The organism is Candidatus Hinthialibacter antarcticus, from assembly GCA_030765645.1.
GTDB lineage: Bacteria > Hinthialibacterota > Hinthialibacteria > Hinthialibacterales > Hinthialibacteraceae > Hinthialibacter > Hinthialibacter antarcticus.
In genome coordinates this window covers 1-22,944 of sequence record JAVCCE010000069.1, presented here as the reverse complement: position 1 = coordinate 22,944, position 22,944 = coordinate 1, and the positions used below count along the sequence as shown (strand labels likewise).

Annotated in this window: 21 protein-coding genes; 15 read left to right on the top strand and 6 right to left on the bottom strand. The window is 52.3% G+C overall.

Annotated elements, in window-relative coordinates:
* The first annotated feature begins 17 nt into the window (after nt 1–17).
* Complete coding sequence (locus tag P9L94_17450; protein ID MDP8245873.1) at nt 18–1,496, top strand: NADH-quinone oxidoreductase subunit M; 1,479 nt, start codon at nt 18–20, stop codon at nt 1,494–1,496.
* Nucleotides 1,497–1,521: 25 nt separating this feature from the next.
* On the top strand, nt 1,522–3,003 hold the full coding sequence (locus P9L94_17445) for an NADH-quinone oxidoreductase subunit N (protein MDP8245872.1): 1,482 nt from the start codon (nt 1,522–1,524) through the stop codon (nt 3,001–3,003).
* Between the two features lie 13 nt (nt 3,004–3,016).
* On the opposite strand, the gene P9L94_17440 is transcribed toward P9L94_17445, so the two are convergent.
* On the bottom strand, nt 3,017–3,580 hold the full coding sequence (locus P9L94_17440; GenBank protein MDP8245871.1) for a carboxymuconolactone decarboxylase family protein: 564 nt from the start codon (nt 3,578–3,580) through the stop codon (nt 3,017–3,019).
* A 64-nt stretch (nt 3,581–3,644) separates the two neighbouring features.
* On the bottom strand, nt 3,645–5,525 hold the full coding sequence (locus P9L94_17435; GenBank protein ID MDP8245870.1) for a glycosyltransferase: 1,881 nt from the start codon (nt 5,523–5,525) through the stop codon (nt 3,645–3,647).
* 87 nt (nt 5,526–5,612) lie between these two features.
* Between P9L94_17435 and P9L94_17430 the strand changes: the two genes are divergently transcribed.
* Both P9L94_17430 and hisI read left to right on the top strand, forming a co-directional pair.
* The gene (locus tag P9L94_17430; GenBank protein ID MDP8245869.1) at nt 5,613–6,110 is read left to right on the top strand and encodes a PaaI family thioesterase; all 498 of its coding nucleotides are present in this window, start codon (nt 5,613–5,615) and stop codon (nt 6,108–6,110) included.
* A gap of 72 nt (nt 6,111–6,182) precedes the next feature.
* Nucleotides 6,183–6,650: a phosphoribosyl-AMP cyclohydrolase gene (gene hisI / locus P9L94_17425; GenBank protein ID MDP8245868.1), complete on the top strand. Its 468-nt coding sequence runs from the start codon at nt 6,183–6,185 to the stop codon at nt 6,648–6,650.
* A 289-nt stretch (nt 6,651–6,939) separates the two neighbouring features.
* Here hisI and P9L94_17420 read toward each other — a convergent pair whose 3' ends face one another.
* Entirely contained in the window at nt 6,940–7,662 is a 723-nt protein-coding gene (locus P9L94_17420; GenBank protein MDP8245867.1) for a class II aldolase/adducin family protein, read from the bottom strand.
* Nucleotides 7,663–7,718: 56 nt separating this feature from the next.
* Nucleotides 7,719–8,105, bottom strand: coding sequence for a hypothetical protein (locus P9L94_17415; protein MDP8245866.1), 387 nt, complete (start codon nt 8,103–8,105; stop codon nt 7,719–7,721).
* Nucleotides 8,106–8,322: 217 nt separating this feature from the next.
* Between P9L94_17415 and pgsA the strand changes: the two genes are divergently transcribed.
* A complete protein-coding gene (pgsA, locus tag P9L94_17410) occupies nt 8,323–8,916 on the top strand; it encodes a CDP-diacylglycerol--glycerol-3-phosphate 3-phosphatidyltransferase (protein MDP8245865.1) in 594 nt (197 codons plus the stop codon).
* A gap of 399 nt (nt 8,917–9,315) precedes the next feature.
* Entirely contained in the window at nt 9,316–10,416 is a 1,101-nt protein-coding gene (locus P9L94_17405) for a GntR family transcriptional regulator (GenBank protein MDP8245864.1), read from the top strand.
* Here P9L94_17405 and thiL read toward each other — a convergent pair.
* Complete coding sequence (thiL, locus tag P9L94_17400; GenBank protein ID MDP8245863.1) at nt 10,382–11,386, bottom strand: thiamine-phosphate kinase; 1,005 nt, start codon at nt 11,384–11,386, stop codon at nt 10,382–10,384. The two genes, P9L94_17405 and thiL, sit on opposite strands and share 35 nt — an antisense overlap.
* Before the next feature lie 181 nt (nt 11,387–11,567).
* Between thiL and P9L94_17395 the strand changes: the two genes are divergently transcribed.
* From P9L94_17395 to P9L94_17355, 9 genes are all read left to right on the top strand, one after another.
* Complete coding sequence (locus P9L94_17395; GenBank protein MDP8245862.1) at nt 11,568–12,149, top strand: hypothetical protein; 582 nt, start codon at nt 11,568–11,570, stop codon at nt 12,147–12,149.
* Between the two features lie 34 nt (nt 12,150–12,183).
* Nucleotides 12,184–13,809 (top strand): hypothetical protein, encoded by a 1,626-nt coding sequence (locus P9L94_17390; GenBank protein ID MDP8245861.1) that lies wholly within the window; start codon nt 12,184–12,186, stop codon nt 13,807–13,809.
* Nucleotides 13,810–13,816: 7 nt separating this feature from the next.
* On the top strand, nt 13,817–14,953 hold the full coding sequence (locus P9L94_17385) for an extracellular solute-binding protein (GenBank protein ID MDP8245860.1): 1,137 nt from the start codon (nt 13,817–13,819) through the stop codon (nt 14,951–14,953).
* 15 nt (nt 14,954–14,968) lie between these two features.
* Entirely contained in the window at nt 14,969–16,516 is a 1,548-nt protein-coding gene (locus P9L94_17380) for a hypothetical protein (protein MDP8245859.1), read from the top strand.
* The gene (locus tag P9L94_17375; protein ID MDP8245858.1) at nt 16,509–17,549 is read left to right on the top strand and encodes an ABC transporter ATP-binding protein; all 1,041 of its coding nucleotides are present in this window, start codon (nt 16,509–16,511) and stop codon (nt 17,547–17,549) included. The genes P9L94_17380 and P9L94_17375 overlap by 8 nt, the downstream gene beginning before the upstream one ends.
* Complete coding sequence (locus P9L94_17370) at nt 17,546–18,445, top strand: SMP-30/gluconolactonase/LRE family protein (GenBank protein MDP8245857.1); 900 nt, start codon at nt 17,546–17,548, stop codon at nt 18,443–18,445. Before P9L94_17375 ends, P9L94_17370 begins: the two co-directional genes overlap by 4 nt.
* A 551-nt stretch (nt 18,446–18,996) precedes the next feature.
* Entirely contained in the window at nt 18,997–19,698 is a 702-nt protein-coding gene (locus P9L94_17365; GenBank protein ID MDP8245856.1) for a hypothetical protein, read from the top strand.
* A gap of 12 nt (nt 19,699–19,710) precedes the next feature.
* Nucleotides 19,711–19,953 (top strand): hypothetical protein, encoded by a 243-nt coding sequence (locus P9L94_17360; GenBank protein MDP8245855.1) that lies wholly within the window; start codon nt 19,711–19,713, stop codon nt 19,951–19,953.
* Nucleotides 19,954–20,014: 61 nt separating this feature from the next.
* Nucleotides 20,015–21,715 (top strand): M3 family oligoendopeptidase, encoded by a 1,701-nt coding sequence (locus P9L94_17355; GenBank protein MDP8245854.1) that lies wholly within the window; start codon nt 20,015–20,017, stop codon nt 21,713–21,715.
* A gap of 44 nt (nt 21,716–21,759) precedes the next feature.
* On the opposite strand, the gene P9L94_17350 is transcribed toward P9L94_17355, so the two are convergent.
* Complete coding sequence (locus P9L94_17350) at nt 21,760–22,782, bottom strand: peptidylprolyl isomerase (protein MDP8245853.1); 1,023 nt, start codon at nt 22,780–22,782, stop codon at nt 21,760–21,762.
* Between the last annotated feature and the right edge of the window lie 162 nt (nt 22,783–22,944).

Here is a 22,944-nt window from a genome sequence, read left to right as displayed (position 1 = left end):
CAGGGAGTCGCAGCGCAATGGAGAACCAAACGCATCTTTTGACCTGGATGACCTTCTTTCCACTAATCGGAATGGCGGTTATTTTGATTACGCCCGGACGGGCCAAAAACTTTATCAAGCAACTGGCGTTGGTCAGTACGCTGCCGCCTTTGCTATTGGGCATCCAGATGCTGCGGACGTACGATCCGTCCGGCGGGTTGCAATTTATTGAGCGCGTCTCGTGGATCGAGAGTTTCAACATCTTCTATTACGTCGGCGCCGACGGCCTCAGCGTGCCGATGTTGTTCCTGACGGTGTTATTGTGTCCAATTTGTATCCTCGCGTCCTGGGGCATCAACGACCGCGCCAAAGGCTATTTTGCGTTGTTCCTGTTGCTTGAAACCGGAATGTTGGGCGTCTTTAGTTCGCTCGATTTTTTCCTTTTTTACGTCTTCTGGGAAATCATGCTGCTGCCGATGTACTTCCTGATCGGCGTCTGGGGCGGGCCGCGCCGTGAATACGCCGCGATTAAATTCTTCCTCTATACATTGCTTGGAAGCGTGTTCCTCTTCCTGGCGATGATCGTGATTTATATCTATACTGGCGGCTCGTTTGACCTGGTTCAACTGCGCGAACAAATCGCCGCCTCGGAACTCGGCAATCTGGCGGGCGTACAATGGTGGCTGTTCCTTGGCATGTATGTCGCATTCGCCATCAAGATTCCCGCGTTCCCGTTCCATACCTGGCTGCCCGACGCACACGTCGAAGCGCCGACCGCAATCAGCGTAATTCTGGCGGGCATTCTCTTGAAGATGGGTATCTACGGCATTCTGCGAATTGCGTACCCGTTGTTCCCCGAAATGGCGGGCCAGTTCGCGTTGTTTATCGCGATTATTGCTTTGATTAATATCGTCTACGGCGCACTTTGCGCCATGGCGCAGACGGACTTGAAGAAACTGGTCGCGTATTCCAGCATCAGCCACATGGGTTACGTCATGTTGGGTATGGCGGCGATGACCCCTGAAGGAATGAACGGCGCCGTCTTGCAAATGTTCAACCACGGCACCATCACCGCGATGCTCTTTCTTCTGGTTGGCGTAGTGTATGACCGCGCCCATCATCGCGACATCGACGGCTTCGGCGGCTTGGCGCAAACCATGCCCGTCTTTTCCGGCATTACCTGTCTGGCGTTCTTCGCCTCGCTTGGGCTGCCTGGTTTGTCGGGCTTCATCAGCGAAGCGCTGGTCTTCATGGGCGCGTTTCCCGTGTTCACCTGGATTACCATACTGGCCTTGTCAGGCATCGTGATTACCGCCGCGTATGTGTTGTGGACCTACCAGCGCGTCTTCTTAGGGCCATTAAACGAAAAGTACGCCGACATGCGCGACTGCACTTTGCGCGAGCAAGTGATGCTGTATCCGCTGGCGTTTATCGTCATATTATTGGGCGTATTTCCGCATTTGATCTTGCAGTTCTTCCAGCCGACTGTGGCCCAACTGCTTGAGATATTGCCGTAAGGATCAGGAAAAGGGACACTTCTTCATGGGCAACGTTGAAAGTTTAGCGTATTTTCTTCCCGAACTGGTTCTCACCGTCACGGTGATGGCTGTGTTGGTTGCGGATATCTGCGGCGCGGAACGGTTTGAATCGAACCTCCCCGCCAAGATTGCGCTGACCGGCTGCGTGTTTGCGTTTTTGTTTCACCTCCACTTATATTCGTTGGAACCGACCAAACTCTTCATGGGCATGTTGGCGCATGATACGTTTGCGCTGTTCTTCAAAGCGTTCTTTATTGTGTGCACTGGCGCCGTGACCGCGATGGCGATTATGAGCCGCGAAGTGTCTCAATCGAAAAAGAGCGAATTCTACGCGATCTTATTGGCGGTTTGCATCGGCATGTGCCTGGTCGCCTCGTCGCGCGATTTGTTGATGATTTATCTCGCGCTTGAATTGATGAGTTTAGGCTCGTATGTTCTCGCGGGCTTCTCGCGCAACATCGGCAAGTCGGACGAAGCCGCGCTGAAGTTCGTCTTATACGGCGGCGTCTCGACGGGCGTGATGTTGTTTGGAATCAGCCTGCTATATGGCCTGACTGGCGCGACCGATTTTGACGCCGTGCACCGCGCGCTGATGACTTCAACGGATGGATTAAACCTGACTGGTTTCTTCATCATGCTGATGATCCTGGTCGGCATCGGTTATAAGATCGCGATGGTCCCGTTCCACTTCTGGGCGCCGGACGTGTACGAAGGCGCGCCGACGGCAGTCACGGCTTACTTGTCGGTTGCATCGAAAGCGACCGGGTTTGCGCTCATCACCCGTTTCTTCTTCTCAACCTTTATGACAGCGACTGACGGCGGCTGGGTGATGGCGGAGGGCCTCAATATCGACTGGCGCCTCAATCTCGCCGTGCTCTCGGCGATTACTATGACGGTCGGCAATCTGGGTGCGTTTCCACAAACCAACCTCAAACGCCTGTTGGCGTATTCGGGCATTGCCCATGCGGGTTACCTGCTGATGGGCGTCTGTTTGATGACAACCATGGGGTTGGAATCGGTGTTGTTTTATCTGGTGATGTATCTCTTCACCAACCTGACCGCGTTCGCCGTGATTCTGTTTGTTGCGGAGTCGACCGGCAGCGAGCGCATCACCAATTTTCGCGGCTTGTGGCGTACGGCCCCGGTCGCGGCGACGATGATGGCGATTGCGATGTTTTCGCTGGTCGGATTGCCGCCGACGGCGGGCTTTGTCGGCAAGTATTATTTATTCATCGCGGTGCTGGAAGAAAAAATGTACTGGCTGGCGATTGTCGGCGTGTTGAACACCGTCATCTCGCTTTACTATTATATGCGCATCGTCAAAGCGATGTTCCTCGAAGAAAGTTTGGCTTCAAAACCGGCGATGACCATGCAGCCCGGTTACGTCCTTCTGCTGTTTGTCCTCAGTGTTCCAGTGCTTTATTTCGGTCTCTTCTGGGACCCGCTGGTCAAATACGCCCAACTATGCGCACATCTTCTGCCGTAGCGTTTAACGGTTGTTAATCTTCTTTCGGCTGCGGGGCGATTTTGCAAAAGCCCTGCGGCTGCACGTCGAGCGCGGCGTTAAAGCGGCTCGATAGGTTCTGAAACGCAATCAACCCCGTCAGTTCTACAACCTCATCATCGCTATAGGTCTGCTTGAGTCGCGCCATCAGCTCGGGCGCGGGCGGGTGGTTGCCGATGGTCATGGCTTCGGCGTATTCCAACGCCAGTTTTTCTTTGTCCGTAAAATGAGGGCTCTCACGGAATTTCGCCAGATCATTCAATTGTTCTTCTGATGCGCCTCGCTTGAGCACGGTCGCTGAGTTGATATCGACACAGAAAGTGCACCAGTTGATTTGCGAGACCCGCACGGTAATCAATGCACGAAGCGGCGGTTCGATGGGCGAACGCTTACGGTCGAGGGCGCCGTACAAGGTGGCGACGCCCACAAACACCCACGGCGAGCGTCCCCACAGTTTGGCGGGTTCAAGGGTTTGTCCGTATTTTTTGATTTGGCTTTTGAGCAGCCAACGAACAAACCAAGGGTATTGACGGTCAGGTTTTGATTCGACGTAAGACATGGTTTATCCTTTTATGTCACGGTTTTGTTTCAGTGTATCCAAGCGTTTGTGTGAAACTAAATTTCTATCGGGAGATTCTAGAAAGAACTGTTTGAGCGCGATGCTTATACGTATGTTCGCCGATGACTCGATTATGTCCGTCGCGGCGCAACGCTTGCAGTGCATCGTAATTTTTAAGGTATTGCCGGGTGAGCGTTACGGCTTCTTCGGTTGAATGAAACGCAAGCGTTTCCTTGCCGGGTTCGAGTAGGCCGCGCTCAACGTCTTCCACCCAATCGCCGAGCGCCGCGCCGCCCGCCATAGGGACGTCAAAGTCGCGGGTATTCAAACACGTCGGGCACTGATGGCTATGGATATTCAAACTCAAGCGCGATGACGCATACACATTGGCGAGGTCTTTGTTCTCAACAAAGCCCCGGTAGTGATGTTGAAACGGTCGCGGCAGCGCATCGCGCCATGTTTGCGGCCCATACACGCATAAGCCCAGCGGCAATAGCGCTTCTACGATGCGCATGCGTTTGTAATACGTTGCGGCGGTGTATAAAAAATACTCTACGCGGGCCTGCGTGGTTTGAAACCCTTTTCGTGTTTGCGCGGTAAACTGTTGCGCGAGCGTCTCGATTTGTTTTCGCGACTCATGCGGCGGCGAGAGTTCGTTGAGCAAATCCACGAACAGCTGCGAGGGTTGTTCGCGCTTGTTCGCCTCAACTTGTTTCAGTATTTCTTTCGTAATGGATGACGCCTGGTTTAGTTCATTCAAAATATTGGGCAGCGATCCCACATACGAAATCGGCGCTTCATATTCTTTTTGAATGGAGCCCTTTTTCTCAAACATGGTCGCGGGCGGCATGAAGAACGCTTGTCGGGTCAATTGTTCCAACCACGGCAGATAACTGCGGTCGCTGGCGATGGTCCAGTCGTTGGCGCCAAAGGGCGATTGCGACGGCGCGTCTTCGTAGAGTTTGGTGTCATCCACCAGCCAACAAATGCGCGGTATGCGCATGCGCTGCACGGCATCGGGCGACAGGCCGAAGTCTTCGAGCAGTGCGCCGGGCCAGGCGTTGATGGAAAAAATACAATCCGGTTTGGCTCGCAGCAATTCGCCCATCATGCGAAACGAGGTTGAAAACTGGTTGTCATATTCCGACAGCCGCGTGCTAAGCCCTGCCTGGTGAAAGCCGCGCAAAAACGCCTTCAACAGCGGGAAATGAATATACGATTCGCGATGGGTGCAGGCCCAAACGGATTGCGGCGTACTGCTCAACGCGGTTTGGGTATGCTGTAAAAACTGGCTGAGCGCGTCTTCAAACTGAATGTTCTTTCGTTGAATCGCCGCCGCCGCATCTTTGGCGAATTGCACATAGTGAGGAGCGCGTTCATCGGTCGGCATTACGCCCAGCATGTAAGCGAATTCCGAATGCGGCAGCAGAAATAAATATTCCTTACGAATAAAATCGACCGCTTTAGCGTAAGCGTTTTCGCCGCTGAATAGAAACAAACGTGGATGCGGCAGCGCTTCGGGAACCTGTAAATCCAACATTGCCGCGCACCACGATTCAAGCCGGGGTTCAAGCAGGCAAACCGCCGTAGACGTATATTCATCCAGCAACTGCTTGACCGCATCCAACAACCGACCGCAACAAAGCCCGGCGATGACAATCATGCGTTTGCCCGATTGAAAATACTGGCGCAATTGGTTGATCTGCTGTTCGAGCAGTGCGGCGCTGCTCTCCGGCGAAAGATAGACATGGTGCGTTGAGTCATTCTTAAAACGAACACCGCGAATGGCGCCGTCGCTCATGCAGAGTTCAAACTGGTCGAGATGCGCAAGCGGATCGTGCAGCGACTTCGCCGTTTCCGCGCGATGAAAACACAGCGCATACCAATTGCGGCGCGCGCGTTTAATGATTTCATCGGGGACGGGCTTCCAGTCTGGCTGGTTCATGGGCGTCTCATCTTGCTTGTCTTTCCATTAGAATAATGCGGCTTGCTGCGATTGAACATAGCCATAACAACGTTTAAGGACTGATGGATGAATAACCAACGCATCGAGTTGCCGCGTTATACCGACTGCTTTGTCTGCGGCAGCGAAAACAAAGCGGGATTCGACGTGACCTTTTACGTTCAAAACGGACGCATCGAAACGCAGTTCACGCCAGCCGATCATTTTTGCGGATTTCGCGACGTGACCCACGGCGGCGTGTTGGCGACCATTCTCGATGAATGTATGGGCTGGTCGTGCATTCTCTCGCGCCCCATCATGTGCTACACCGCTGAAATGACCCTGCGTTATCGTTCTCACGCCATTGCGGGCGAGACCCTGCTTGTATACGGCGAACTGGTTGCTGACAAAAAACGAATGATTGTCGCGCGCGGCGGCATCGAACGCCCAAACGGCGAACTGGTTTGCAGCGGCGAAGGCAAGTATATCCCCATGCCCCAAGAGCAATTCGAACAAGTAGTCTCCTATGCGGGTTGGGACGAGCGTTTTCAAAAAGTATATGAAGAAATCCAACAACAGGTCGCATAGAAACGCTCTATTCTGCTTTTGTTTTGATCCCGATGAACTACACTTTGGTTACGAAATCACCGGAGGACAATAATGGATATTCTCGATACATTTACCGACAGCACCTCGGTCAAAGTGGACGAATGCGCCGTGTTTGCGCCGAAATTTGATGCGAACGGTTTAATCACCGCCGTCACCTGCGACTACAAAACCAACGAGGTTTTGATGGTGGCGTTTATGAACGCGCAAACCCTGGCCAAGACCATCGAAATCGGCGAAGCGGTCTATTGGAGCCGCAGCCGCCAGGAAGTCTGGCACAAAGGCCAAACCAGCGGCAATACCCAAAGAGTGAAAGAAATTCTGGTGGATTGCGACCAGGATTGCTTGGTCATCAAAGTAGAACAAGTCGGCGACGCCGCCTGTCACACCGGGCGCCGCTCCTGTTTTTATCGACAGGTTCCCATCGGCGATCAAGTTCCCGAAGACGTGAAGACGCTTCCCATTAAAGAGATTGATTCCAAAAAACTCTTTGACCCCGAAGAAGTCTACCGCGAAAAATAGTTTTCGTGTGGTACTTAGAGACGGCTACTAGATTCAGATCATCTCTGCTTTTAACGCTGAGCCGCCGCGGGCGCGCTGACACGGTGCTTATCAGGCATAAGCACTGTATAAATTCGTATCTGTCGCTGAGCCGCCGCAGTGGGTTCGGGCGCCTTGGATCGCCGCGCTGCTTTTGCGCTGGTGTTTTTTTTCTGGGGGATGAAGAGGCGAGTATGAATCGCTGAGCGTCCGTTTTATACGAAACGCTCAGCGAATAGACGTTTGTGGTTCGATATTTCTGCGCGAAATGTTAATCGTTGACGTCGGGAACCGCGCCGGTTTCAGCGGGGAGTTTGGACACGTTGGTATTGCAACCGTGGAACGGGCCTGTCAGGCCGAAGCGGTCACGCAAACCTTCGAGCGCCGCGACTTGTTCTTTGCTGAATAAATTCACGTTGCCCAGTTGCACCGCCGTCATCAAAATGTTGGCGTAGTGTTCCATCGTTTCCATGCGGTAATAGGCTTGCATGAGGTCGCCGCCCCAAGACAACGCGCCGTGGTTGGCCAAGAGAACGGCGTTGTGGTCTTTGACGAACGGCGCAATCGACTTCGGGATTTCATCGGTCGAAGGCAAGCCGTAAGGGGCAAGTGGAATTTGTCCCATCAGCGCGACCACTTCGGGCAACGCGCACGCATCCAGCGACATGCCGGCGACGGCGAAACCCGTTGAAGTCGGTGGGTGAGCGTGGACAACCGCGCGAATATCAGGGCGTTGTCCATAGATATAAAAGTGCATCTTGATTTCAGACGAAGGTTTCAGCGGACCGCCGCTGCGTTTGCGGCCTTGTCCATCGACGACCAGCAGGTCTTCCAATTGCATGAAGCCTTTGCTGATGCCAGTTGGCGTACAAACATACTCGTCTTCTGAAACTTTGAATGAAATATTGCCGTCGTTCGCGGCGACCCAGCCTTTGGTCCAAACCCGGCGGCCGATCTCGATAATCTGTTGTTTCGCTTCGTATACGTTTGTCATTCCCTGATTTCCATTAAATAAGATTTCTCTATCTTGGCGTAAGTCAGCAAGTTCGTCTACGGCTGCGTGGCGTTTTTGATATCGTCGTTGACGCCACGCGCCTCTTCGATGTCAGGGTCAATTCGACTGGTATCGTTCGGGTCGCCGAAGTTCAACTCGCCGATCTCTCCGTCTGCCATAAATTGCTCGGCAACAATGCGGCCCGGGTGGTCTGGATCGGGGGGAGTGACCGGGTCTTCCAGGACGCTTTCCCAATCTTCAAAGTCGCCCAGTTTATAGTAGTCATATTTGGCTAGCGGGCCGCGTGTACGGAACGGAAACGCTCCGCCGATGCTGGGGAAAAACAAGGTCAGGCAGAGCCACAACATCATAACAGCGCAAACGCCGCCGCAGATAAATTTAATATAATGAAACAGGCGTTTGGTTTCGGGTTCAAAAGACATGGTATCCGCTCAATTCTATTGGTCTGCGTTTTCTATTTTATTTATCAGTAAAACGAAGAATTCTTCATACGCATCATTTTCGCTCTATTACAAAACGAATTCAACGCTTTAGTGTTACGAAAATGACCGCACAGGCCGGAAAAATCAAGCCGCGCGGAAGCGTAAGATTTCTGAAATGCGGCGGCTGATCCTTTCATGAATGGGGAATTGTTAGATAATGAGCCTTATGAAGGTTCCGCGTAGTTTACCCAATATTCTGACCCTGTCCCGTTTGGCGCTTAGCCCGGTGATCGCAGTATTATTTATTATTGATGCGCCCTGGTGTCGAATTTCTCTGTTAGGGATCATCATATTCTGCGAATTGACCGATGCGCTCGACGGCTACATCGCGCGAAAATACGGCTTGGTGACAGACTTGGGCAAGTTGCTCGACCCGATGGCTGACAGCATTTACCGCGATACCATCTTTATTTGCCTGGCAGTGGTGCATGAAGTTTCGTTGTTGCTGGTGCTTCCCATTTTGTACCGGGACAGCGTAATTGCGACCTTGCGGGCGGTGTGCGCCTATCGGGGGGCCGTGTTGGCGGCCCGAACCAGCGGCAAAATCAAAGCGATTTTCCAGGCGTTTGTGATAATTGTGTTGGTCATTCTTCGCATCGTCGCGCTGTATGTTCCTGTGGTGGAAGAAAACCTGTTTCTCATTAGCAATCTGATGATGTCATTGGTTTGCGCGGTCACCCTCTATTCGGGTTACGAATATCTGCGCGCAATGGCGCCTGAATTGAAAACTGTAGTAAACCCACCCGAATAACGACATCTTACACATCTCTACTCTTTTACTCCTCTATACAAAAGATTCACGCTAACAATAAATTATGTTGACACCATGTTTCCTGAGATATAGGATGGTAATAAATCATTATAGATTGATTACATGATTTGTGGTTTGTATTGCATTTTGCGCGAGGAGTATGTGTCTCTGTAACTTTTTATTTTTTAGATGGTTGTGTGGGAATCGTTCTCTACAAAGCGTCCGGGGGGGCGCAGAAATAAATTACAGAAAATAGATTGTTTTAGCGCCACAAGAAATGAGCATTTGCTCTAAAATAAGCAATGCTTTGTTCTGATCTAAATTCAATTGATGAAAAGGGTGCTTTGATTATTTGTTGACCAGTTAATTATACATCAGTGAAAATAGCGGAGAGATGATATGGGCAGTTTATTCGAGCGGTTGCCAAAATACATCCAAATCAAAGAAGCGATCCGTCAGGATATTGAGCAGGGAACCCTGAAAGAGGGTGATCAACTTCCTTCGGAAACGCATTTAATTGACCGCTTTGGCGCGAGTAAAATGACTGTGATCCGCGCCTTACAGGAGTTGGTACAAGAGGGCTTTTTGCGCCGTGTTCAGGGCAAAGGCACCTATGTGTTAAAGCCCGAACAACAAGGCCCGGTTTTGGGCGTTTTGTTATCAAGCCGTCCGTGGAACGAACCGTGGCTCCTGCTGAAATCAATTGAAGATCGCGCGTCTCAATTGGGCCTCGAAACTTGCGTGTGCATCTCTTCCAATGATTTTCTGAAAGTTGACCGCTTTGCCGACCGCTTAATTCAGCGCCGCGTCGCTGGAGTGATCGTCTCAATGGCGGAACCTGATTTTAATGGGCTGAACGTCAAGCGCTGGGTGTCCCGCCTGCTCAAAGCGCAAACTCCGGTTGTGATATTGGACGGCTGCAAAGCATGTAGCAGTGAAGCCTACTCGATCCACTTTAATCATGAATCGGGCATGGCGTCGCTGACCAAATCGCTGGTCGAAAGCGGGCATAACCGATTGCTTCTGGTTGACGATGAATCCTGCTGCGAGTCGATTCGCACTGCGCGTCGCAGCGGTTTTGAAACCATTACGCGTGAATTGTCGAGCGTTGAATGGTCTGATGTATGCGTTTGGAAAAAGCGGCAATCAATGCTGGACTTCGTACAACATCTCTCCCGAAAAATAAAGCAGGAGCGCCCTGGTATGGTGATGTGCATCCATGATGGGCTGGTCTCGCAATTAAAAACCGCTTTTGATTCATTTGACGCAGAACTCGATTTTCCAATCGCGATGTCGGGGTTTGGTGGAGGCGGAATCTGCGCCGCGTTGGACCTGACTACAGTTGATTTGCCCTGGAACCAAATGGGGTTGTTGGCGGTGGATGCGGTTCAACAATCGGTTTATGAACCAGAGCGGGATGTGGTTTTAGAGGGGCGCGTCCAACTTCGTTCTTCTTTGGCGACTCTCAAGTCGGACTCTTACGCGGTGAGTTCGTCTTAAAGTGGTCGAAGCCTTCAAGCGATGGATCCATGCCGTCAACGATGATGTCTGTGGATGAAGTTAATTCGCCAATGTGGTGAAGCGGGCAATTCGCTTTGTCCCATTGATTGATGAGATTTCGACCCTGTTCTGGCGAAAGGGTCAACAACAATTCGTATTCCTCACCGCCGCGCCACGCATACTCCGGCGCTTTCTCTCCCGCATATTGACGTAGCGCATCGCTGCAGGGCAGCTGGCTTGCCTGTAGATGAGCGCCGAGGCCGCTTGCCTTGCAGATTTTTCGTAAGTCGCGGGCCAAGCCGTCGCTAATGTCCGTCATTGAGTTTGGAACCGCAATGGAGGCAATTTGCATTGCTTCGTTGAGCCTTGGAGTTGGGAGGTGCAAGCGGTTTTGAAGAAATTGCAATGACGCCAAGTCGCAGGTTTGACCGGGGTGCAAGAGGCTGCCTAACCCGGCGGCGGCGTCGCCCAGCGTTCCACTCACAATGATCCAGTCGCCTGCCTGGGCGGAGTCAATTCGCAATGGCGATTGAGTGGTTTGGACGCCGTAAGCCGCGATGGATATCCAAAATTGGGGCGAACGCACGGTGTCGCCTCCCACGATGGATAGATTCCATTCACGCTGAAGTTGCGCAAGACATTGATAGAACTCATAAATCCATTTGAGTTCGGTTTCTCCTGGTAAGCCGAGCGTAATCAATGCGTAAGCCGGCTTGGCGCACTTGCCCGCCAAGTCGCTGAGAGTGCTGGCCAGGGCTTTGTGGGCGATCTGTTGGGCAGACGCCCATTCGTGTTTGAAATGGACGCCTTCAACCATTGCGTCCGTTGTCATCACGATGGGGGCGTGGGGCGGCGCTACGACCGCTGCGTCATCGCCAAGTCCGACCAAAATATCGGGATGAGACGGAGACAAAATTTGCTGTAGTTTTTCTAACAGGTTGAATTCACCCAGATCAGCGACCGTTTTCACCTTGGTCTCCTCAGGAAAAGCAAAGTGCGCGTCTTTATTTCAGTCTTGTAATGCCGGATTTTATATTACAAATCACAATTTTTTATGCAATAATAGAGATTCAAGTGCGCTCTGTTCAGTTTAGATAGAACCGAGCGTCGCAATAAAGGTGCAGGAACTAACATCGGGGGGCAATAATCGAATGAACCGTATATTTCTAATCGTCGCAATCGTGTGCATGACCAGTATGGGCGTCTCGTCTCAAGCGGCTGAAACTCCATTGCAGATCAATGTTCGCGTTTTTTCAATGACGCATGAAGCAATGGATGAACTCAAAAAAGACGGGCTGACCCGCGCCGAATTGGATTCGCTTGAATCCCGCGCGTTTAAGGCGGGGGGATTGTTTGAAGGGGAAGGCCCGCTCGAAATTGCGCCAGGACGGACGGAAATTGAAATTCCGCGCGATAAATTATTGTCGTTGCGTGAACAAGCGGCTGACCGAATCGTTGTCTTTATGTTTGAACTTGTCCGTACCGGCGACGAAGACGCCGCCGTGGAAATCGTACGCCGTTCTTACTCCTTGAGCGAGAAAGACGGCGAATCAGTGAAAATTCGCGATAAAAAAAGCCAGTCGCTGTTTCCTGAAAAGACGCCGAAACATCGCATCATGGATTACCGCTTTGGTTCGATTGCGCAATATCAGGAATTTTATTATGAGCTGCACCTGACGCTGGGCGGCGATGATTTTGAGTACACGTTATATCTGAACATGCAAACCGACTGAGGATTCGCTCCAATCTTTTGACGGAGACCAAGCAATGACTGACGTACAAGCGGTTCGCGATATTTTAAAACGGGTGCGGCAAGCGCATTGGCGCTATTGCAGCGTCACGTTATGGAACGACTTCGTCCGCTGGTTTTTTTATTGCGGCATCGTTGCGGCGTTGGCAACGTTTGTCATGGCGTTTTTGCCCGATTCGCTGAGCCGCCTCGCGGTGGCGGGCGGGATTATGGCCTGTTCGGTTCCCGCTGCGCTGGTGCGATTTATGATGCGCTCCCGTAGTTTGACGTCAACGGCGGTTCTCGCGGATAGCCGGTTGCGCCTCAAAGAAAAAGTGTCGTCCGCGTTGGAATTTGGGCGCGAAGACGAACTCGACCAGGAACTGCGCCAATGGAAAAGCGCCGCAGTGATGGACGCATGGCGCGCCGTCTCCAACATCAACTTGGCGGCGGCGTTCCCCTGGAAGAACCCGCGTGAAGCGGGTTGGCTGTGGGTCCCGCTGCTGGCGTTGCTTCTGTCGGTATTTGTGCTGCCGGAGTTTGCGTTATTGTCTGGAAGAGGCGAGGCCGAGGCGCAGACCGTCGAAGCCAAGCGCATCGAAAAAGAACTCACGGCGTATTTGCAACGGCAAACCGTGAAACGCCAAGTCGAAGAAAAGAAACTGACCGAAGTCGCAAAACTCAGCGATGAACTGCAAGAACTGGCGACGGAACTCTCAAAAGGGCAAATTGATAAACGCCAGGCAATGTCGAAGTTATCGTCGCGCGAACAAGATTGGGAAAAACGAAAAGAAGAACTGATGAAGCGTATGCCGGAGATCAACCCCGGCGCGGACCCGACCATGAAAAAACTCACTGGCGGATTGTTGAAGCAACTGCAAAATGCGGAATTTGAAGAGGCCGCCCAATCGCTTCAAACCCTACAAAAACAAATCAAAATGGGCAACCTCTCGCCGGAAGACCTCGAACGTCTCGCCAAAGAGATGGAGCAAATGAGCGCCATGATGGATATGAACATGCCGCTCTCGAAAATGCTGCAAGGCGCGGCGGAGTCGCTCAGCAGCGGCAACCTGCAACTCTCGAAAAACGCGCTGCAACTGGCCGAAGGCGAGATGATGGACCTCCAGGAAATGTTGGAGCAAATCGCCATGATGGAAGAAGCGCTCAAAGACCTGAAGAATGCCAAACTGGCTTTTTCCGGCAAACCCGGTGAATGCAAAAAATGCGGCGCATTATTTAACAAAGACGGCGAATGCAGCTCTTGCAACGGAAACGGCAAGGGCAAGGGTAGCAAGTTAGGCCAATTTGCAAAAACTGGCCCCTGGAAGCCCGGCGAATCTCGCAACCAAGGCGTCGGCATGGGCGGCCCCGGCATTGGTCGCGGCGGCAAGGCCCCCTTTGAAGATACCGATTTCACAATGACCGCTGACCAACTGCGGGCGAAATTACAACGCGGCCCGGTAGCGGGCATCCTGCCGGTTGATGGGCAATCGGTGCTGACCGATTCGACTGTGACCGTTGAAGAGACTCTGTTTGAATATCGCCAGGCGGCGGAAGATGCGCTGAATAAAGAGCAGATTCCGGTCGCGTATCGCCACCACGTGCGCGCGTATTTTGAGTCGTTGAACCCGAGCGCGAGCCGTGACGCCGCCCAGGGAGAATAGCGTCGTTGTGCGTTTCGTAGATCAAGCCAATCGCCTGGAGCAAACGCCTATCGCTCCAGGCGATTTTTATTACAATTCAAAGAACCAATCCATTGCAAGAGGAGATTCACCTGTGGGTACGATGAGTAAAATAATTTCGATTTCAATTTGCATCATTGGCGTGGCGACGGCGTTGTTGCTTACCGGCTGCGCGAAAAAAAACGCGTTGACAATTTATACTTCGGTTGACCAGGATTACGCTGAACCGATCATTCAAACTTTTATTGACGCAAACCCCGAAATGCAAATCAACGTTTTGTATGATAACGAAAAAACCAAAACCACTGGCGTGTTTGAGCGCATCCGCCGCGAAGCGCGTAACCCGCAAGCAGATGTATTTTGGAATTCGGAAATCGTCCGAACCATCCAACTTAAACAAGAGGACTTGCTGGCGCCATACCTTTCGCCGTCCGCCGCTGAGATTCCAGCGCAATTCAAAGACAGCGAAGGCTATTGGACAGGCTTTTCGGTGCGCGCGCGGGTGATGTTGATTAACCGCGACCTGGTTCCCAAAAGCGAAACGCCAAATTCGATTCCCGCGCTAGGCTCTACAAAAATCCCGGGCAAACGCGCGATGGCGGTGCCTGCGTTTGGAACCACCGCGACCCACATGGCGGCGTTGTATACCAAACTCGGCGAGATGGAACTGATCAAACAAATTGGTACGGCGCGCGTGTTCGGCAAAATGACGATGCGCACCAGCAATTCAGACGTACGAGACGGCGTGGCCAACGGAGAACTCGCGTTTGGCCTAACCGACACGGATGACGCTTTCGCGGCGATCGACGCGGGCAAGCCTGTCGAAATGGTGTATCTTGACCATGAAGGGCAGGGGACGCTGGTGATTCCCAACACGGTCGCGTTGATTAAAAATGCGCTTCACCCTGAAAATGGCCAGGCCTTTATTGATTACATCTTGTCGCCTGAGGTTGAACGAAAACTCGCCGAGACGCGCGCCCGGCAAATCCCTGTGCGCAGCAGCGTTGAGTTGCCGGAAGGCGTCCCCTCGCTTGAGTCAATTCATGCTATGGACATTGACTACGAGGTCGTCGCCAAAAATATTGAAACGTGCATCCAATTTTTGCGGGACAAAAATTTCTTTTAAATGTTAGCGGGTCGAATGAATGCGGCCGGACGCGGGGTATTCGGGCTACTGCTTGCGCTTCCCATCGTGATGCTTGGATGGGGCCGCGTTGCGTTTGATTTTCATTCGATTGCCGGGCTGATTGACGGCGCGTTGTTGCAGCGCTTGTTGAATAGCCTTCAACTGGCGGGGTTCACGTCGCTTTTCGCAGTCGTGTTTGCGTTGCCTGTTTTTGTGGTGCATTCTCTGACGCCGCCGTCGCGAAGGCGTTGGCTGCAAGCGGCGGCCCTGTTGCCGTTTTCCGTCCCGCCGTTTGCGATGGCGTCGGCGTGGATGACGCTGGCGGGTTGGTTTGAAAACCCCGGCGGGCGCATCGTGTGGGGCGCGGAAAGCCTTTGGGAACAATGGTTGTATAGCGTTCCCGGCGCGGCGTTTGTATTGGCGTTGTGTTATTGGCCGGTGGTTTTTTTTTACGTTGCGCTGTCGGGCGTCCCCGAACGGCGGGCGTATGAAGCGGCGCTACTCTATCTGCCGATGCCCACGCGTCTCTACCGTTTTTGGCTCCCCTGTTTGCTTCAGGTCGTTTTGATTGCATGCGCCTTGGTGTTCGGTTTGGCGTTGTTGCAATTCGAAGCGCCGTCGCTGTTGTACGTCGATGTGTATCCATTAGAAATATATGTTCAGTTTTCGGCGTTGCTCAATGAGGGCGCCGCCTTCTTGCTTTGTTTGCCCTATCTTTTGTTGGTTCCGTTTATGGCTTGGATTTTTGCTGCGAGCCGAAATTTGGGGCGGCGGGGCGCGGAGGCGCCGGTGCAAACCCGAGGGCCACTTGCGCTTATTGTTGGTGCGGGATGTGCGGCGTGTGTTGTGTTCGGCCTTTCGGTTGTCGTTCCGGCGGGGGCGCTTTTGTTACACGCCAGCAGCATTGAATCGCTTTGGCTGGAATGGACGCGCCAGAGCAAGACGGTGTTACTTACCATCGCGTACGCCGCCTCTTCGTCAGTCGTGATGTTTGCGTTGGGGCTGTGGCTATGCCGCGTACGCGCAAGGTGGGAGCGCGCGTTGTGGTTGTTGGCAGGGTTGGCGTGTTTTGTGCTGCCCGGTATTTTGATTTCCGCCAGTTGGTTGGAGTTTCGTTCGTTGTGGCCGGGCTGGCTGCCGCGCTGGGCGCAAACCCTCACGCTGATCGCCGGATACGCCGCCCACTTTTGGGTTGTGGGTTTCGCCGCCGCGTTTTTGTTTTGGAACCGCTACGGCGCCCAGCAACAAGAGGCCGACGCGCTGCTTACGCGAAGCCTCTGGCAGCGCATCCGTTTTTTGTATGCGCCAGCGTGGGTGAAATACTGCCCGCCGATTTTATTTATGATGGGGTTGTTCGTGTGGTGCGACGCTTCGGTTACGACCTTGCTGCATCCGCCCGGCGGCGAAACGCTGACCATGCGCTATTTTAACTTGTTGCATTACGGCAGCGAGCCGCGCACCGCCGCTGTGGGGTTGTTATTGTTGCTCACGCCGATGGCGCTGCTGCTGATTGGCCTGTTTGCGCGGATGTTAGTCCAGAGATGGGGCCTACGATATGAATAAGCCCAATTCCGGCGCGGCGGGGATCGAGTTTCGGGATGTAAGTTTTTCTTACGGACGCAATCCAGTGCTCAAACAAATATCATTTAAAATTTCACCCAGCCGAACAACGGTTTTGTTTGGGCCGTCTGGAGCAGGCAAAACCACTTGCCTGCGCTTGGTCGCCGGATTTGAACAGCCGCAATCCGGCGCCGTTTTCATCGACGGTCGAGAAGTCGCGTCTTCAACAAAATCCGTCCCCGCCTGTGAACGCGGCGTCGGGTTTTGTTTTCAAGAAGCCGCCTTGTGGGCGCACTTGCGGGTGCGCGATCATGTTATGGTTCCATTGCGGTCTGCATCATTAAGCAAGGCGGAGCGCGAACGCCGGGTCGAGGAAATCCTGAAAGCGTTTTCGTTGCACGAATTGGCGGGGCGCTATCCCGAACAATTGTCCGGTGGAGAACGCAAGCGATTGGAGTTTGCTCGAGCTGCCGCTAGCGAGCCGCCGATTTTGGTTCTGGATGAACCGCTGGCGGGGGCCGATGAGCCGCGCCGCCACGAACTGATGCCTTATATTCGCGCCTGCGGGGGCAATGGCCGCACCTTGGTGGTCGTAACCCATCACCGCGAAGAAGCGTTTGCGTTGGCTGACGATTTAGTCGTATTTAACGCGGGGCGCATTCTTCGCTCGGGCCGAGTCGAAAACGTGTTTCGCAATCCACAATCGAAACAAGCGGCGGCTTTGCTGGGCTATCGCACAATGGTTGATGCAACCATCAAAGACGAAATGATCCACACGCCCTATGGCGAATGGCCCGCGCCTGATGGAGACGCGGGAGACGGCTTCGCTGGTTGGACAATGGATGCGATTGCGGTTTCTGCAGACGGGCCGTTGGCGGGTGTGGTAGAATCATGTGAATTTATCGGGCGGGGTTATCGCGTGACCTTGCGGCATGACGGTTTGCAACTGATTGGCGCGTCGCAATGCGCTGCGTCATGCGGCGAGACAGCCCGCTTCACTATCACGCAAGCGCCGGTTTGGATATCAAGACCATGAAACAGCATCGGTTCGTTTTTCTTGTAACGCTCGCGCTTTGCCTAGCCGGATGCGGCGGCGCCAATCAGGACGACGTTCTCACTTGGGGGAGCCGGGGCCGGATCGCCGGGCGTTTTGCGGCGCCTCGCGCGATTGGCGCCAATGGTGGCTTTGTCTATGTGATCGACCGTACCGGACGTGTGCAGAAATTCACCGAACAAGGCGAGTTTGTTCTCGAATGGTTGCTGGAAAACCCAGACAAAGGTACGCCGACCGGGCTGGAATTCGACCAAAACGGTGACTTGTGGATTCCCGATACGCACCAAAACCGCATTCTCAAATATTCAAGCGAAGGCGAAAAATTATTTACCTTTGGTGGATATGGGTTGGAACCCGGGAGTTTTGTTTATCCAACAGACATCGCCGTCGCGAAGAACGGCAATCTCTATATTTCTGAATATGGGCGCAATGGCCGCGTTCAGGTGTTTAGTCCCGAAGGCGAATTTTTATTCAGCTGGGGCAGTTTTGGTTCCGGCCCTGAACAGTTCAACCGCCCGATGGCCATTCTGCTGGGAAGAGACGACAACCTCTATATTGCTGACTCGGTGAACCATCGAATTAAAGTCTATGACTTGCAGGGCAATTTGTTGCGGATCATGGGGCGTGAAGGAAGCGAGCCGGGCGAGTTTTTATTCCCTTATGATTTGGCGATGGGCGACGACGGCAATTTAATTGTGTGCGAATGGGGGAACCACCGCGTTCAAAACATTACGCCGGACGGAAAGCCCATCAGAATTTGGGGCGGGTTGGGCGCTTCGCCGGGGCAACTCGCTGAACCCTGGGGCGTGACGGAAAACGCCGGGCGGGTATTTGTCGCCGACACCAAGAACCATCGCATTCAAGTGTTTTCATTTTGAGTCATGTTTCGTTGAAGAGACTTATCATGCTGCTGTGATTTTGTTTTTACTACATTCTGTCTTACCCAAACCACTTGTCGAAAAATGCAGTTCCAAGATACTACGGTATTGGTATAATGGTCGTGAATGAATTTCGGTTCTTCCGGTATTTGGGTACTTTATCACAAATTGAATTGCGTTTTTTGACGCTTTTCCGTGAATTCTTGATCTTTCGCTGTATCAGGCATGTGTACAACTCTGCTCGCTTCAGTGCGGGCTTTCAAGCCCTTATGCACAGGCGCTCCCAGAGTTCCACCCATGCCTGATTGGTTTGTCAATTTGTGAAATGCCGGAGCCTGTTTCTGAATAAAAATCATGGCCATCCATCAATGTAGGTACTCACTTACTGGATGAATCTGAATATCTTGTTATTTGGTTACACGAAATAAAATCCACGGTTGGCCCCATTATCTTAATTCTATCCACTTATCGTATATACGATAAGGCGCTATAAATGCTATGATTAACAGAATATTGCTACCAGTCTTCCCGATGGGTGGGAATGCGAGAATATGAAAAGCGCTGCCTTTAACTTGGCTTTTAAGGTACACCGAAACGAACTTTCGTTCCCGGAAGCGTTGTTGCGTTCGGTCGAATCGCAAGCAGCAGAAGATTTTATCGAAGCGTTGAACTCGCTCGCGGGAGATACCAAATATAACGCCTCTGATTTACAAGAACTCATTCAACAAGCCGAGTCGCAAGTCGGCGGGAGTTCTAGCGGGCGCAACAAACAGATTGAGAAACTAGAAGAACAACTTAAAGCGCTGCAAAAAAAGTTTCGGGAACAAGAGGAAGCGGTCCAATCTTACAAAGGCCATATTTCAGCCTTGAAGGTCACTACGGTTCCAGGGTTGAATGCGTTTTTGGTGTTTTTGGTCGGATTTATGATGGGATTTATTCCCTTCTTGTTGGGCTTTTATATTTTTGCCGGTGTGGTTTTATTGATTTCCATTGTTCTCATTACGGTTTTGACCATTCAAGATTTAGATAAGTTGAAAAAAGAAAAAGAGGCAATTCATAAAAAAGAAATGAGCCTCAAACAAGACATCGACCGTTGTTTGACCGCGATGGAGGGATTGGGCCAGCAAATTGAAGAGAAAGAAAATCAGCTCAATCGTCTCAAGCCTCAATCAGGCGCAGGCGAAAGCGCGAGCGACGACAGCCCCGGCGAGAGCGAGAGCGCTCCCCCCGATGAACTGACCCCATTGTTGTAAAAAGGAGATAGCATGAATGACGAGGCGAATGGCAACTCATGGGACCAGCAAGACGTTGCTTTGCAAGATATTGTCATCAGCAATAGCTGGGCGTTGCAGGCAATCCTTGAATATCTCGACCAAAAAGACCCCGGCGCGCGCGACCAAATCTGGCAATTGTATATCCGCATGAAAGAAACGGCTGAGACTGCTCAAACCCCTCCCAGCGAGAATCCCCCAAACACTGATGATACTGACGGCGTACGTGATAATTAGTTTTGGTTGTCATTAAAGCGGTCGTTTTATATCCAAAAATGAATAAAGGCGGTTTTGATTGATGAGTGATTTTCCCCGCCGGTTTGTTCCGGCTGATTGTGATTTAGGTGAGTGGCCGCAACTGCAATCGTTATTCGATTTGTTGTTGGGCCGGGCGGTTGCAACGGCGGCTGATTTAGAACAATGGCTGCTGGATATGAGCGAATTGGCGTCGTGTCTCGCCGAAGAACGCGCGCGCCGTTACATCGATATGACTTGTAATACTGAAGATGAAGAGATTGAACAACGCTATCTTCATTTTTTAGAAACCATTGATCCGCAATGCAAACCCTATTGGCACAACCTAAATGAGATGTATGTCGCCTCGCCGTTGCGCAGCGAACTGCCGCAAGATCGCTATGGTGTGTATGACCGAACGACGGAAGCGGAAATCAAATTGTTCCGCAAAGACAATATCCCGCTGCAAACAGAAGCGGCGAAACAGAGCCAGCGCTATCAAAAGCTCTGCGGCGCGATGATGGTTGAATTTGACGGCGCCGAACGGACGCTTCCGCAGATGGGCAAGTATTTAGAAGAGACCGAGCGTGACCGTCGCCAAGGCGCCTGGGCGGTCGTTGCGCAACGCCGCTTACAAGAACGCGACGACTTTAACGCGATCTTTGACGAACTCGTCCGCTTGCGCCATCAGATCGCGCAGAACGCCGGGTTCGAAGATTACGTGGGCTATGCGTTTTTAAATTACAAGCGCTTTGATTATACGCCGCAGCATTGTTTTGATTTTCATCAGGCGGTCGAGACTTGCGTGGTTCCATTGGCGCGCAGGTTGAACGATGAACGCAAGGCCGCGCTCAAGGTGGATTCGCTTCGCCCGTGGGACTTATCGGTCGATCCGTTGGGGCGCTCGCCGTTGCGTCCGTTCCAGGCGGGAGAAGACCTGCTGCATGGCGTGAAGCGCATCATTCATCACTATGACGAAGAACTCTCGGCGCAGTTGGCGGAGATGTATGCGCAGGGCGAATTGGACCTGGAAAGCCGCAAAGGCAAGGCGCCGGGCGGTTATCAATATACGCTGGAAGAAGTGCGGCGTCCCTTTATTTTTATGAACGCCGCCGGGTTGCAGCGCGACGTCGAAACGCTGTTGCATGAAGCCGGGCACGCGTTTCACGCCATCGCCTCGCGCAATGAGCCGTTGGTCGATTATCGTTCCTCGCCGATTGAGTTCGCCGAAGTCGCATCCATGTCGATGGAACTATTCGGGCAGGATTATTTCGAAGAGTTTTATTCTAAAGACGACGCCTTGCGCGCCAAACGCCTGCATTTAGAAGGCGTGATTAAAATTTTGCCTTGGATCGCCCAGATCGACGCGTTTCAGCATTGGATCTATACCCATCCAACTCACACCCGTGATGAACGTACTGCGCAATGGCTGGAACTCTCGGAGCGGTTCGGCGGCGGCGTCGACTGGACGGGATTTGAAGAGGTTCAGCAGTCGCTGTGGCAGCGCCAATTGCATCTCTACTGCCATGCGTTTTACTACATTGAATACGGCATCGCCCAACTGGGCGCGTTGCAATTGTGGGGGCGTTACAAGGTGGATAGCGCGGATGCGTTGCGTCGCTATCGTCAGGCGCTAGCGTTGGGCGGTTCGCGTCCATTGCCGAAGTTGTTTGAAGCAGCGGGGATCCACTTTGATTTCTCAGAAGCGACCATCAAACCGCTGACGGAAACGATCGAGGCGGAACTCAAGACCTTGCCGTTGTAGCACGTCCTGAAATAAAAAAGTTGATACGTAAACGCCAGCAGCCTTTATTGGGCGGCTGGCGTTTTGTCGATAGAGTCAATTGCGACTGGGTCGAACAACCGCTCAATATCGAGACCGGCGCGCATTTCTTTTTTCCAGGCCTCAAAAAATTCACCGGCCTTGTTGAGCAGCATTTGTCGTTTGATGATGGGCTTGGCTTCTTCGAGTGATTGTTCGTGGTCGGTTGACCAGATCAGGTGATAGCCAAAATCGGTTTCAATCGGCTGGCTCACTTCTCCCGCGCCTAATGCGAAGGCCGCTTTTTTAAACGTCTCTAACAAGATGTCATCGTTACGCTTGATAAACCCTAAGTCGCCGCCGCGCGCTTTGGTTTGGTTGTCTTGCGAGTAGCGCACCGCCAATTGCGGGAACGTTTTCGCTGGATTGTTTCCAACCATTTTACCGAGTTGCTCTGCGCGTTCTTTGGCTTCAGCGCGGGCGTCATCTCCAGCGCTTACGGGCGTACTAATGAAAATATGGCTGACGCGGACGCTGTAGGGATGCCGGAATTGCAAATTATTTTTGTAGTAATACGCTTCGATTTCTGTGTCATCGGGTTCGTAGGTAAAAGTATTGAGTTTGCTTTCTTGTAACTGTTGGACCGCCATTTGTACTTGGATGGATTCTTTAAATTCTTCATCGCTGAGTTGAAGCGCTTTCAGCGCCGTTTCGTAGCCTTCGGCCTGATTGATGGTTTCTTTAATGGCTTGATATTGCGCGTCGAGTTCGTCGGGCGTTGGTTCGTAGCCCTCGCTCAGCGCTGCGTGTTTGAGCGCATAAATGTCAATGATGGATTCATACAGCGTCGGCAGGATTTCTTTGTAATACGCTTGGCCTTCGGGCGTGTTGGTTGACAGACCTTTTTTGCTTAAGGCGATGACGCCCAGCGATTCCAACTCGGGGTAATAAATTTTCTGCCCTTCTACAACGGCGATGGGGCGTTGCGCCGCTTGTTGGCTGCACGCCGCCGCGAAACACGCCGTAAGGACGGCTACAATCAGTAAGCGAAAGTTCGAGTCAGGTCTCATAGTTAAGGTTCTTCCGTGAATTGGATACTTTTTTTATAAATTGAATTGAGATTTCGCTGCATGTGGCATGGGTACAGCTCTGCTCGCTTCAGTGCGGGCTTTCAGGCCCTTATGCACAGGCGCTCCCAGAGTTGCACCCATGCCTGATTTGGTTTGTCAATT